The sequence below is a fragment of the Streptomyces sp. Je 1-4 4N24 genome, from assembly GCF_026239515.1.
Lineage (GTDB): Bacteria > Actinomycetota > Actinomycetes > Streptomycetales > Streptomycetaceae > Streptomyces > Streptomyces nigrescens.
In genome coordinates this window covers 4,566,293-4,579,085 of record NZ_CP110836.1, presented here as the reverse complement: position 1 = coordinate 4,579,085, position 12,793 = coordinate 4,566,293, and the positions used below count along the sequence as shown (strand labels likewise).

Here is a 12,793-nt window from a genome sequence, read left to right as displayed (position 1 = left end):
GGTGCGATCGGCATGAAGGCTTTCAGACTGGAAGAGCTGGAAGCGGAGCGGGCCGCGAACGACGGTGCGTATCTGCAGTTCCTACGGGAACGCAACATGTCGGTCGGGCTCTATGCGCTGGATGCCGGCAGCGTCGATCCACAGCAGCCGCATGCCCAGGACGAGGTGTATCTCGTGGTCAGCGGCCGGGCGGCGATCACCGTCGGGCAGGAGACACAGTCGGTGGCGCGGGGCAGTGTGGTCTATGTGCCGGCCGGGGTGCCCCACAAGTTCCACCACATCAGCGAGGACCTCCGGGTGATGGTGGTCTTCTCTCCTCCTGAGAGCTAAGGGCCGGGCCCCGGGACCCGTAGGGGACGGGTCAGGGGAGGACCGGGGCTGCGGAGCCCCCACGGCCGTGATCCGCGTCCTAGCATCGTTGGTGAAGGGAAATCTGAGGCGTGAGGCGGCAGACACGCAGCACGCGGACGGTGCCATCAGCGCGATCACAGCGCGGCAGACAGATAGCGCGGTACGGACAACGGCAGCGCGACAGACAGAAAGCAGGGGAGAGCAGTGGCCGGTAAGGGGATATTCGCAGGGCTTCCGTGGTGGGTCACCTGGGTCGTGGTGCCCGTCATCCTGATCGTCGTCTTCGGCGGACTGATCGCCACCGCGCTCGGCTTCCTGATCGGCGTGCTGTTCAAGGTCCTCATCGCGGCGGCCCTGATCGCCGGAGTCGTCTACCTCGTCCGCAGGGCGAGCGGCTCGTCCTCTTCCTCGTCGAAGAGCGACTGGTAAGTCACAGCCGTCGCGACCGACCGCCGGGACCCGACCACCGGCGGTCGCCGCAGCCATGATCCCGCTCGGCGATGCTCGCCGAACAGCTCACCCCGCAAAGCACCCCAAATGCACCTCGTCATGACGCAGTTGGGTCCGCTGTCGAACCCCGCCCGCACAGCCCCGCTCAACGGTGCGCGGGCAGGGTGACTCCCCCGGCTTTCGGTCTTCCGCCCCCCTCCGCCGAGTTAGAGTGCCGATCGCAGGCGTCTTCCGGACGATGGCGTTCCGGAAAGCCCCGGGTGAGGCGAGCCCGGTCCGGGCGTGGTCGTGGGTGCCTGGGAGACGTGCGCGGGTCACGGGAGTGGTCCCATGGCCGGGGCCTCGTGTCCCACCGCGAGCGGACCTGGGGGTTGGTGTTGGCAATCGTGAACGGTGAATCCGCCTCCCACCCCACCTTGATCGGCTCGGTGCAGCGCGCGCTCCGGCTGCTGGAGGCGGTGGGCGCACATGTCGACGGCGCGCCCGCCAAGCAGCTGGCCAGAGAAGCCGGGCTCCCGCTGCCGACGACGTACCACCTGCTGCGGACACTGACGCACGAGGGCTATCTCCGGCGTGAGGGCGGTGTGTTCGTCCTGGGAGAGGCGGCCGAGGTCATCGGCCGGGCCGGGGCCAGGCGCCGGCAGCGGGCCCATATCTCCGAGGCGCTGGCCGTGGCGGGACGCGAGCTGGGTGCCGCCGTCTACTTCGCTGTCTACCGGGAGGGTGAAGTGGAGGTGGTGGCGGTGACCGATGACCCGGCGCGGCCGCCGGTCACGGAGTGGGTCGACTTCCGTGCCACCGCACGGCCCATGCGATCGGGCAATGTCTGCTCGCGCAGCTCGACGAGGCAACGAGGAAGGAGCATCTGGCCCGCCATCCCGTCCAGTCGATAACGCCCTTTTCCGTGCGAACTGAGGACGATTTGCTGCACCGTTTGGATACGGTGCGTCGCGGCCAAGTCGCTTACGAGCGTCAGGAATATGCCCTGGGCACGGTGTGCTCCGCTCTCCCGGTCCAGGTCGGGGCGGCCGCCGCGACGTTGGCGGTTTCCCTGCCCGTGGACGAACTGCGTCGATTGCGGTCCGTTACAGACCGACTACGGAAAATGGCGGAGGCGACACTAACGACACTCGCCTTCTCTATCAGTATCTGAAAACTCACTCCTTGTGATCTGCTGGCGCGTGGCAGACGATGGCGCCAATAGGGCTACGGGGGTTGTTTCCCGGCCATCTCCGATCAAGTGCGGGGCAGTGGTTGATGACCGACACAGTTCAGGCAGAAGTGATCATGAGCTTCGTCGTCTCGGAGGAGCTTGCGTTCCGGATTCCGGTGGAGCTGGACTTCGCCAGCGCCGATCCGTATGCCGTCCGCCTCACCTTCGATCTGCCCGGCGATGCGCCGGTGACCTGGGCGTTCGGCCGGGAGCTGCTGCTGGACGGGCTGAGTCGGCCGTCCGGTGAGGGCGATGTGCGTATCGAGCCGGCCTCCCCCGAGCACCTCAGCGATGTCCTCATCAGCCTTCAAGTCGGCGCCGAGCGTGCGCTGTTCCGGGTGAGCGCGGCGCCGCTGGTCGCCTTCCTGGACCGTACGGACCGGCTGGTCCCGCTGGGCAAGGAAGAGGTCTGCGACACCCTGGAGGCCGTACTGGACCAGATCCTCACGGAGGCCCCGGCCGGCTGACCCGGCCCCCGGCCTCCCTCCCCCGCTCCCGCCTGCCCGTCGTCACTGCTTACGTCGCTTGCCGCGTCCCCCACGTCGTCCCTGCCTGCCACCCGTGGGGCTCGCCGGCACGCTGCCGGTGACCCCGACCGCACCCGCCCCGGCTTCGGCCCCGGTCAGATGTCCGGCTCCCGTCTCGTCGCCGGTCGGCGCGCTCCGCTCCTTCCGGTCCGCCGAGACGACCAGTGTGGCCAGCAGGGTGGTCAGGGGCACCGCGGCGACCAGCCCGATGCTGCCCACGAGTGTGCGGACGATCTCCTCCGCGACCACCTCGCTCGAGGCGACCGTACCGACGCTGCTCTGTGCGATCGAGAACAGCAAAAGCAGCGGCAGTGCGGCACCCGCATAGGCCAGCACAAGGGTGTTGACGACGGACGCGATGTGGTCCCGGCCGATCCGCATCGCGGCGCCGTACAGCTTGCGCCAGCCGGCCGACGGGTCCGCTCCCTTGAGCTCCCAGACCGCGGCGGTCTGGGTCACCGTCACATCGTCGAGCACACCCAGCGAACCGATGATGATCCCCGCCAGCAGCAGACCGCGGATCTCGATGTCCGGGTACAGACCGTGCACCAGCCCGGTCGTGTCGTCGGTGTTGCCGGTCAGCAGTGCCCAGCCGATGAACACCGACCCGAGCAGCCCGATCAGCAGCAGCGACGCGAGGGTGCCGAGCACGGCCACGGAGGTTCGGGCCGTCAGCCCATGGCACAGGTACAGCGCGATCAGCATGATGGCGCTGCCCCCGACCACTGCCACCACCAGCGGATTGGAGCCCTGCAGGATCGCCGGAAGGATGAACAGCGTCAGGACCACGAAGCTGGCCGCCAGCGCCACCAGGGCGAGCAGTCCGCGCAGTCGGCCGACGATCACCACGGCGAACGCAAAGATCGCGGCCAGCAGCCACATCGGGAACGACCGGTCGACATCGCTGATCGAGTACTGCAGATCCTTCGGCGCCTTGGGGGAGTACGACACCACCACCTCCTGGCCGGTGGTGTAGTGGCGCAGGGCGTCCGGTGTCACCACCGTCTGGAAGGTACGCCCCTTGTGCTCCCCGGTGGTGACTTCGATCGTCGCCTGCTGGCAGGGCTTGCCCTTGTCCGCTCCCCCGGTCGGTGGCTGCCCTGTCGGCGACGGGGGCTGGGGCTGCTGTTCGGCATGGACGTCCGCACAGTTCACCTCCGCCACTTTGACCACTCTGGCCGTCTCTGTGGGCTGGTCGAAGCCGACCCCTGACGGTTTGTGGGGCGGTGCACCGCCTGGCCAGAGCACGACCAGGCCGACCGCCACTGCGGCCGCGAACGGGATCAGTACCGCCGCGATGACCTTGCGCAGATGTCGGGAGACGGGCGCGGCAGGGCCATGGCTGTGCGCATGGGAGTGCGGGGCGGGGTGGTGGTGGGACTCGTGAGCGGACACCGCCCGATCATCGCAAGAACTCAAGGGGCCCACTGTTCACCGCGCCACATCGGCCGCTACCGTGGTGGCACCTTTGCAATCGCGGGAGCTCGGAGCACCGGGCTGAGAGGGCGCTGACCTCCGTCCCAGCGGCGTTTCACGTGAAACGTCGGCGGACGGAAGCCGCTGCGTCGACCGCCGAACCTGTTACCGGGTAATGCCGGCGTAGGGAGTTGGGTCTCATGACTCTGCAGGATGCACGCACGCCCGAAAACGGTGCCAACGATGGCGAAAAGCCGCAGATCGGCTGGCACAAGGGCTATGTCTCCGGATCGCGTCCGGACCTTCGGGTGCCGGTCCGGCGGGTGCACCTCACCAACGGCAAGGACGTGACGCTCTACGACACGTCAGGGCCGTATACCGATCCCAATATCGAAACCGACGTCCGCCGTGGCCTGGCGCCGCTGCGGGAGAACTGGATCATCGGCCGCGGCGACACCGAGGAGTACGCGGGCCGCCCCCTGAGGCCGGAGGACGACGGCCTCAAGCACACCTCGCCGCGCGGCGGACTCAAGAACCTCGACGCGGTCTTCCCGGGCCGCCCCCGTCAGCCGCGACGCGGCCGTGAGGGCGCCGCGGTCACCCAGCTCGCGTACGCCCAGCGCGGCGAGATCACCACGGAGATGGAGTACGTCGCCCTCCGCGAGAAGGTCACGCCCGAGTTCGTCCGCGACGAGATCGCGGCCGGCCGTGCGGTGCTGCCCGCCAACGTCAACCACCCGGAGATCGAGCCGATGATCATCGGCAAGAACTTCCTGGTGAAGGTGAACGCCAACATCGGCAATTCCGCGGTCACTTCCTCCATCGAGGAGGAGGTGGAGAAGATGACCTGGGCGACCCGCTGGGGCGCCGACACGGTGATGGACCTGTCCACCGGCCGCAATATCCACACCACCCGAGAGTGGGTGCTGCGCAACTCCCCCGTCCCCATCGGCACCGTCCCCCTCTACCAGGCGCTGGAGAAGGTCGACGGCAAGGCCGAGGAGCTGACCTGGGAGATCTACAAGGACACCGTCATCGAGCAGGCCGAACAGGGCGTCGACTACATGACGGTGCACGCCGGTGTGCTGCTCCGCTATGTGCCCCTCACGGCCCGCCGCAAGACCGGCATCGTCTCCCGCGGCGGTTCGATCATGGCCGCGTGGTGCCTGGCGCACCACCAGGAGTCGTTCCTCTACACGCACTTCGAGGAGCTCTGCGAGATCCTCGCTTCCTACGACGTGACCTACTCGCTCGGTGATGGTCTGCGCCCCGGCTCCATCGCGGACGCCAACGACGAGGCACAGTTCGCGGAGCTGCGGACGCTCGGCGAGCTGAACACCATCGCCAAGCGGCACGGCGTACAGACCATGATCGAGGGCCCGGGACATGTCCCGATGCACAAGATCAAGGAGAACATCGACCTCCAGCAGGAGATCTGCGAAGAGGCGCCGTTCTACACGCTCGGCCCGCTGACCACCGACATCGCGCCCGCCTACGACCACATCACCTCCGGTATCGGCGCGGCGATGATCGCCTGGTGGGGCACCGCGATGCTCTGCTACGTCACGCCCAAGGAGCACCTGGGCCTGCCGGACCGCGACGACGTCAAGACCGGCGTCATCACGTACAAGATCGCGGCCCATGCGGCGGACCTGGCCAAGGGCCACCTGGGTGCCCAGGAATGGGACGACGCGCTGTCCGACGCCCGCTTCGAGTTCCGCTGGGAGGACCAGTTCAACCTGGCCCTCGACCCGGACACGGCCCGCGCCTTCCACGACGCGACGCTGCCCGCCGAACCGGCGAAGACGGCGCACTTCTGCTCGATGTGCGGCCCGAAGTTCTGCTCGATGAAGATCAGCCAGAGCATCACCGAGCGGTTCGGTGGTGACGAGGGCTCCACCCCCGAGGAGATCGAGGCGGGGATGCTGGAGAAGTCCAGGGAATTCGCGGAGAGCGGGAACCGGGTGTACCTGCCGCTGGCGAACTGAGCTCCTCCCCAGGGTCCCGGTCCGGTCGTCGCACCCGGACCGGGACTTCGGCTCGGTCAGGCTGCGACGTCCTGCGGGTACCAGCGCAGTTCCACGGTGTTGCCGTCCGGGTCCTGGACGTAGATCGATATGGCAGTGCCCCGCGCGCCGAAGACCTCGATGGGGCCCCGGACGACGGAGAAGGCTCCCGACGCGATGACCTCGTCCCAGTCCAGCGGTTCCACGGTGAGACAGATGTGGTCGACGTTGGCTTCCCCCCGAGGGCCGCTGACCAGGTCGATGATGGTCTCCGGAGTGACTCTCACCGACGGGAACGGGACCTTGCCGGACCGCCACTCCGCCACGCGTACCGGTTCCAGGCCGAGGAGTCCGATGTAGAAGTCCAGGGACCGCTCGATGTCCTCGACGTTGAGGACCAGGTGATCGAATCCGGTGACGCGCACAGTGGTCACGTTCCCTCCAGGGCAATGGCGTTGGCGGCCGGGTGGGCGACTGCCCGGGGCCGGCTCGGGTTCTCATGGATGACCGGGTGGTCGCCCTCTACGATCCGCCCCCGTGAATCCGTGATCAAGGCATGATCGAAATAAGACCGTTGAGCCGGATTCAATGCCGGGGGGCATCTTGCTGGAACGGCTGGAGACCCAGATCTTCCTGACGCTTGCCGAGGAGTTGCACTTCGGCCGGACCGCCGAGCGGCTGCGGATCACGACCGGGCGGGTCAGCCAGGTGATCAAGAAGCTGGAACGCCGGATAGGCAGCAGGCTGTTCGACCGCAACAGCCGTACCGTTCGGCTCACCCCGATAGGACGGCAGTTGGCCGACGACCTGGCGCCCCTGGTTGCCGCCATGGAGGGGGCGCTGCAAAGGGCGGTCGACGCCGGTTGCGGTGTGACGGGCGAACTGCGGGTCGCCTTCCTCGGCGAGTGGACGGCACCTGTACTGCTCAGGGCGGTCGCCCTGTTCGCGGAACGTCATCCCGACTGCCGGGTCGACGTACGGGAGGTTCAGCTGTCCAATTCCCGGGCGAGCCTGCTGGACGGCTCGATCGATATCCTCCTCGCCTCCTATCCGTTCGACGAAATGGCCTGCGGGCCGGTGTTGCTGAGGGAGAAGCGGGTGCTCGCCGTGGCGGCGGGGCATCCGCTGGCCGGTGAGCCGGCGGTGTCGGTCGAGGTACTCGCGGAATACCCCGTGGTGCAGTACCCGGCGGCGACCTCAGCGGTATTCAAGAGGGACCGCACACCGGACCGCACCCCGTCGGGCAGGCCCGTGGAGAAGGGGCCCGCCGGCGGGTCGTTCTCCGAGATGCTCACCCTGGTCGCGAGGGGCAGGGGCGTCCTCCCGGTCGGGGAGTCCTCCCGGCAGTACTACCCCCGGCCGGACGTCACCTATGTGCCCCTGCACGACGCGAAGCCGATCGAACGGGGACTGGTCTGGTCGGAGGGGAACACCACGAAGCGCGTGCGCGAGTTCGTGCGGGCCGCGGCCGACCTCGCCGAGACGCCCTGAGGCCGCTTCACACACCTGCCCTGATGGTCGAGGACGGCACAGGCCGGCCGCCGCGGGCCCGGCCCTGACCGGAAAGCCCAGCCCTAATCCGACCGATGGTCCGGTCCGCCGTAATCCGGGCTGGTGAAGTCCGGGCTGGAGTAGCGCGGGCGGGAGCCCGAGGAGCCGCTGTCGGGGCTGGTGAACTGGGGACGGGTGTAGCCGAGGGTGGGGATGCGGCTCTCGGGGGACGTGGTGCTGCGGGGGACGTAGCGCGCGGGGTCGTCGTCCGGGATGGCGGTGGGGTCGGCCAGGGCCTCTCGGAAGAAAGGCAGCAGACCGCGCTCCAGGAGGGCGCGGCGCCAGGCCTCGCGGGCCCGGTCCAGCGCCTCGGCCGACTCCTCGGCTCTGGCGACCTGGGCGGACGCGCCGTTGCGCAGCGCCGTGACGAGCAGACCGGCCATCGCGACGAGGGTGCCCACCGCGGTCAGCGCCGCGAAGATCCAGCCGACGCTGATCAGCGGCTGGGCCAGGGACTTGTCGGGGCTGATGGCGCGCAGCACATAGCCGAGGAGGAGGAAGAGGACGGCGGCGATGCCGGCGAGCACGGGGGCGAGCACCGCGATCATGGCGGTCAGCCCGGCGCCGGTGGATTCGGCCTCGTCCATGACCGCGTCGCTGTCCGGTCCCGGTCTCCCGTCGTCGGCCGCGTTCTGCTCCTCGCCGCCCGCATCGGCGACGGACGCGGTGGGCGCCGGTGCGCGCAACTCGGCGCGGAGCTGCACATAGCGCTGGTATTCGGCCGTGGCGCAGGCGGCGATGGCGGTGGTCGCGCCGAGCGCCATCGTGCGCAACTGCTCGGTGTTGAGAGGGTGTCCCGCGGCGGTGGTCAGGTCGTCCGGGCGGTATGGGGCGGTACGCAGCGCCTCATCGAGGATCCGCGCAAATTCCGCGCGATCCTCGTTCAGCAGGTGCGGAGCGCTGTTCATGTGCATCCCCCGATGCTCCGTAGGGCCGTACGGCCGGCGTTGGCCGGGCAGTGGGCGGAAACGGAGGAGAGCCTGCTACGGATAGTCCGATGGTAGAGCGACTCAGGTACGGGGTGACAGAGAGTTTGCGGAAATTGAGTAATGCCTCGACCGGTTTCCGCCGGTACCGCCCCTCGTTTTCGTCCTGACCGCCCGTCGGCCGGTCCGGTGTACGACTACCCGGACAATCCTCAGCCAGCCAGCGGGAGTTGAACGACCAACAGCTTTCCGGCCATCGTGATGCCGCCGTCCATGGCGATGGCCAGACCGTCGGCGTAGACATGCGGACCGTCGACCGCGACGCTGTCGCTCTCGCCGTCCTCCGTGCCGACCTCGCCCAGCAGATACGGGATCGGGCTGTGGCCGTGGACGACGCGGGCGCCGCCGTAGGCATCGAGGAGTTCCCGGACGGCTTCCGAGCCGGATTCGTCGCGGAAGGCGAAGCGCTTGGTGAACTTCCGGAAGAGATCCCAGACTTCATCCGCCTCGCTGCGGGTGAGCACGTCGTGGACGGTGTCGTTGACGGCCTCGATGGAGTCGCCGTATTCGAGGTAGGCGGTGGTGTCGGAGTGCACGAGCAGATGCCCGTCCTCCTCCATCACGGCGTCCAGCCGGGCCATCCACTGCAGGTGGTGGTCCTCCAGGCGGTCCATATCGGTCTTCTGGCCGCCGTTGAGGAGCCAGGCGGCCTGGAAGGACGCGGTGCCGGCGCCGGACTGTACGGGGGTGTCACCGAACCGCTTGGCGCCCAGCAGCAGGAGTTCGTGATTGCCCATCAGGGCCTTGCAGTAGCCGCCGGCCGCCGCGGCCTCGGCGGAGAGCTGCATGACGAGGTCGATGACGCCGATCCCGTCCGGGCCGCGGTCGGTGAAGTCGCCGAGGAACCAGAGCCGGGCGTTGCCCGCCGCCCAGTTGCCGTCGGCGTCGATCAGGCCCTCGGCGGCCAGCGCCTCGCGCAGCTCGTCGTAGTAGCCGTGCACATCGCCGACGACGTACAGCGGGCCCATGTTCTCGGGCGCGTCGGGGTCCGTGGCCGGTTCGGGCACCGGGACGACCGCCGGGCGGTCGATGAGGGTGTCCGTGCGACCGGGGCTGATGACCGGGAGGTCACGCGCGGTCGGGGTGTACTCCTCGGGCAGCTCGGCAGGCGGGGCGGCCGGCGGCGCAACGGGAGGCGCGGCAGGGGCACCGGCGGGCAGATGGAGCGGCGGGCCGACGGGCGGCACGGGGGACCCGGCGGGCGTGCCGGAAGGCACTCCGGGCGGCGGAGCAGGCGCCGGAGTTTCTCCCGCCATGGTCCGCACCATGGGTCCCAGACTGGCCCCCTGAGTCATCGACCCCTCCACCGTCGCGCCGCCGTGCACCTCTCGGACCTTTGCCTGGTCGACGGCGGTCCGCGGTGTCGTGCGCCCATCATAGGAATGCTGGTCGCGGGTTGTGACGCACCCGGGGGTGGTCAATCCGCCGAAGCCCGGCATTCGCGGCTGATTTCTCCCGTGATCACCCGGTTTTTTCCTCGCAGAAGGGAACGCCCGGTCGTCCGTATGTGGCAGCCCCTCAGTCGCAGGTCGGCCCCCGTGGTGGGCTGACGGTCGTTCTCGGTGACCGTCGCTGGGACGAGGCACGGACGATCAGGTCGGTAGGTATCACCTGTTCGATGGGCCGTCCGTTGTCCAGCCCTTCGATGGCGTCGATGAGGATCTGGATGACGGCGGTGCCGATACGGCGCGGTTTGAGGGAGAGCGTGGTGACCGGCGGTTCGGTGGCGGCGTAGAGGGTGGACTCGCTGCAGCAGACCAGCAGCAGGTCCTCCGGCACCCGCAGGCCGTAGCGCCGGGCGGCGGCCAGCAGGTCCGTGCCGTTGGGGTCGAAGAGCCCGTAGACGGCGTCCGGGCGGTCCGGGCGGGCCAGCAGCCGGTCGGCGGCGACGGCCCCCGCGCACGGGTCGTGGGCCGGGTAGGACTCGTACACCGGATCCTGGCCGACCCGCTCGCACCAGTGCAGATAGGCGGTGGTCGACAGGCGGGTGTAGGTGTCGGTGGTGTTGCCCGTGAGGAGTCCGATGCGGCGGGCGCCGGCATCGGCGAGGTGGTCGAGCAGGCCGAGGACGGCCGCCTCGTGGTCGTTGTCGACCCAGCCGGTGACCGGCAGTGCGCCGCCGGGGCGGCCGTCGGAGACGACGGGGATGCCGTGCCGGACGAGTTCGGTGACGACGGGGTCGCCGTCGGCGGGGTCGATGACGACGGTGCCGTCGAGGGCGACGTTGGACCACACGTCGTGACGGGAGGTCGCCGGGAGGATGACCAGCGCATAGCCGCGGGCCAGGGCAGCGGAGGTGGCGGCTCTGGCCATCTCCGCGAAGTAGGCGAATTCGGTGAAGGTGAAAGGTTCGTCCCCGTACGTGGTCACGGTCAGGCCGAGGAGCCCTGACTTGCCGGTACGGAGGGTGCGGGCGGCTGCGGACGGGCGGTAGCCCAGCCGGTCGGCCACCTCGCGGACATGGCTACGGGTGGCATCCGGAAGCCGGCCCTTGCCGTTGAGCGCGTCGGAGACAGTCGTGATCGACACACCGGCTGCGGCGGCCACGTCCCGGATGCCCGCCCGCCCCAGCCGGCGGCCGGTCGACCGGCTCACCTGGTGCTTCCCTGCTGCTGTCATGGCGAGCCGATAGTAGGGCTCGTTAGGGGCATTCACGGGGGGCTACCAACGGCTGTGGAAAGGCACGTTTCTGCACGGTGATCAATCACCAATTCCCTGGAAAATAAAGGGAGTTGGCGTGAATAGTGATCATTCTGCGGGAGATTTTCCGCCTTGACCTGTCGATCTGTTCCGGTCCCGAAGTGGTCCCAAGTCACCTTGACGGGGGATGCGCGCCACGGCGTAAGCCACCGGCGCGCGCCGGTTCGGGGAGCGCTCCCAGGGGGCTTTGCGCGGGCTTTCCGGGAGGGCCGTCCCGGGAGGGGAGAGGCGCCGCCGCCGGGCCGGGGCTGCCGCCGAACGGGTCAATCCTCATAAGGTGTGCAGTATTGGAGACGAGCGGACGGTCGAGGAGGACCTGCGGTGAGCGAGAAGACCCCGAGGCTGCGTGCTGCGCTGGACGGCGTACCCACCTACAAGCCGGGTCGGCCGGCGGCGGCCGGCGGCCCCGTCACGTACAAGCTGTCCTCCAACGAGAACCCCTATCCGCCGCTGCCGGGCGTCCTGGAGAGCGCGGTGACCGCTGCCGGGTCCTTCAACCGCTACCCGGACATGGCCTGCACGGGCCTGATGGCGGAGCTGTCCGAGCGGTTCTCGGTGCCGGTGGAGCATCTGGCGACGGGCACCGGGTCGGTCGGGGTGGCCCAGCAGCTGGTCCAGGCGACGTCCGGGCCCGGTGATGAAGTGATCTACGCCTGGCGTTCGTTCGAGGCGTACCCGATCATCACCCAGGTTTCCGGTGCCACGTCCGTGCAGGTCCCGCTGACCTCCGGCGAGGTGCACGACCTGGACGCGATGCTGGCCGCGATCACCGACCGGACCCGGTTGATCTTCGTCTGCAATCCCAACAACCCCACCGGCACCGTCGTGCGCCGGGCCGAGCTGGAGTCCTTCCTGGACCGGGTGCCGGGCGATGTGCTGGTGGTGCTGGACGAGGCCTACCGCGAGTTCATCCGGGACGCCGAGGTGCCGGACGGTATCGATCTCTACCGCGACCGCCCCAATGTGTGTGTGCTGCGGACCTTCTCCAAGGCGTACGGCCTGGCGGGGCTGCGGGTTGGCTTCGCGGTGGCCCATGAGCCGGTGGCCGCGGCGCTGCGCAAGACGGCGGTGCCGTTCGGTGTCAGCCAGCTTGCCCAGGAGGCGGCGGTCGCGTCGCTGCGCAGCGAGGGGGCGCTGCTGGAGCGGGTCGATGCGCTGGTGGCCGAGCGGGCGCGGGTGGTGGACGGTCTGCTCGGGCAGGGCTGGACGGTCCCGGAATCGCAGGCCAACTTCGTCTGGCTGCGGCTGGGGGACCGTACGGTCGACTTCGCCGCGGCCTGTGAGCGGGCCGGCGTGGTCGTGCGGCCGTTCCCTGGCGAGGGGGTGCGGGTGACGATCGGCGAGAGCTCGGCGATGGATCTGTTCCTGCAGGCCGCGGAGGAGTTCCGCAAGGCGCTGTAAGCCGTCGTCAGGACGTCGTACCGAGGCCGTGGGTCTGCCGACCCGCGGCCTCGGGGCGTTTTGACGGCGACGTGACCGCAGTCACGTACCCCCCGGGGATTGGCCGAAAAGCGGTAGGAGATAATTGCTTGTGAATGTGAACGCGTTCACAAGCCTGTCCGTTATGCGTCTCTTTATAGGCCGCATAAGGGA

The 12,793-nt window shown here is 69.0% G+C and carries 11 protein-coding genes, 1 pseudogene and 1 riboswitch; of the genes and pseudogenes, 7 read left to right on the top strand and 5 right to left on the bottom strand.

From position 1 onward, the window contains the following. Positions 1-12 precede the first annotated feature (12 nt). The 4 genes and pseudogenes from SLV14N_RS19835 (at position 13) to SLV14N_RS19820 (ending at position 2,481) form a co-directional block, all read left to right on the top strand. Positions 13-330 (top strand): cupin domain-containing protein, encoded by a 318-nt coding sequence (locus SLV14N_RS19835; protein ID WP_208682337.1) that lies wholly within the window; start codon positions 13-15, stop codon positions 328-330. Between the two features lie 225 nt (positions 331-555). Next, positions 556-780, top strand: coding sequence for a DUF5326 family protein (locus SLV14N_RS19830; RefSeq protein WP_263270463.1), 225 nt, complete (start codon positions 556-558; stop codon positions 778-780). A 404-nt stretch (positions 781-1,184) separates the two neighbouring features. After that, positions 1,185-1,954: pseudogene (locus tag SLV14N_RS19825) on the top strand (IclR family transcriptional regulator). Positions 1,955-2,058: 104 nt separating this feature from the next. Then, positions 2,059-2,481, top strand: coding sequence for an SsgA family sporulation/cell division regulator (locus tag SLV14N_RS19820; RefSeq protein WP_168480449.1), 423 nt, complete (start codon positions 2,059-2,061; stop codon positions 2,479-2,481). Between the two features lie 42 nt (positions 2,482-2,523). Here the strand turns inward: SLV14N_RS19820 and SLV14N_RS19815 are convergent, their stop codons facing one another. After that, positions 2,524-3,936, bottom strand: coding sequence for a YibE/F family protein (locus SLV14N_RS19815; protein ID WP_263270460.1), 1,413 nt, complete (start codon positions 3,934-3,936; stop codon positions 2,524-2,526). 71 nt (positions 3,937-4,007) lie between these two features. After that, a riboswitch (TPP riboswitch) is annotated at positions 4,008-4,164 on the top strand. On the opposite strand from SLV14N_RS19815, the gene thiC reads away from it, so the two are divergent. After that, positions 4,158-5,945 carry a phosphomethylpyrimidine synthase ThiC gene (gene thiC / locus SLV14N_RS19810; protein ID WP_263270458.1) on the top strand — a complete coding sequence of 596 codons (1,788 nt, stop codon included), beginning with the start codon at positions 4,158-4,160 and terminating at the stop codon, positions 5,943-5,945. Its footprint overlaps the riboswitch before it by 7 nt. Positions 5,946-6,001: 56 nt before the next feature. On the opposite strand, the gene SLV14N_RS19805 is transcribed toward thiC, so the two are convergent. After that, the gene (locus tag SLV14N_RS19805; protein ID WP_208687991.1) at positions 6,002-6,388 is read right to left on the bottom strand and encodes a VOC family protein; all 387 of its coding nucleotides are present in this window, start codon (positions 6,386-6,388) and stop codon (positions 6,002-6,004) included. Between the two features lie 163 nt (positions 6,389-6,551). Between SLV14N_RS19805 and SLV14N_RS19800 the strand changes: the two genes are divergently transcribed. Next, positions 6,552-7,454 carry a LysR family transcriptional regulator gene (locus SLV14N_RS19800; RefSeq protein ID WP_263270456.1) on the top strand — a complete coding sequence of 301 codons (903 nt, stop codon included), beginning with the start codon at positions 6,552-6,554 and terminating at the stop codon, positions 7,452-7,454. Between the two features lie 83 nt (positions 7,455-7,537). On the opposite strand, the gene SLV14N_RS19795 is transcribed toward SLV14N_RS19800, so the two are convergent. From SLV14N_RS19795 to SLV14N_RS19785, 3 genes are all read right to left on the bottom strand, one after another. Then, on the bottom strand, positions 7,538-8,428 hold the full coding sequence (locus tag SLV14N_RS19795; protein ID WP_263270455.1) for a hypothetical protein: 891 nt from the start codon (positions 8,426-8,428) through the stop codon (positions 7,538-7,540). Between the two features lie 224 nt (positions 8,429-8,652). Continuing rightward, on the bottom strand, positions 8,653-9,756 hold the full coding sequence (locus SLV14N_RS19790; RefSeq protein ID WP_269470888.1) for a metallophosphoesterase: 1,104 nt from the start codon (positions 9,754-9,756) through the stop codon (positions 8,653-8,655). Between the two features lie 262 nt (positions 9,757-10,018). After that, on the bottom strand, positions 10,019-11,119 hold the full coding sequence (locus SLV14N_RS19785) for a LacI family DNA-binding transcriptional regulator (RefSeq protein WP_037742820.1): 1,101 nt from the start codon (positions 11,117-11,119) through the stop codon (positions 10,019-10,021). 402 nt (positions 11,120-11,521) lie between these two features. Between SLV14N_RS19785 and hisC the strand changes: the two genes are divergently transcribed. After that, complete coding sequence (gene hisC / locus SLV14N_RS19780) at positions 11,522-12,601, top strand: histidinol-phosphate transaminase (protein ID WP_208682329.1); 1,080 nt, start codon at positions 11,522-11,524, stop codon at positions 12,599-12,601. Positions 12,602-12,793 lie beyond the last annotated feature (192 nt).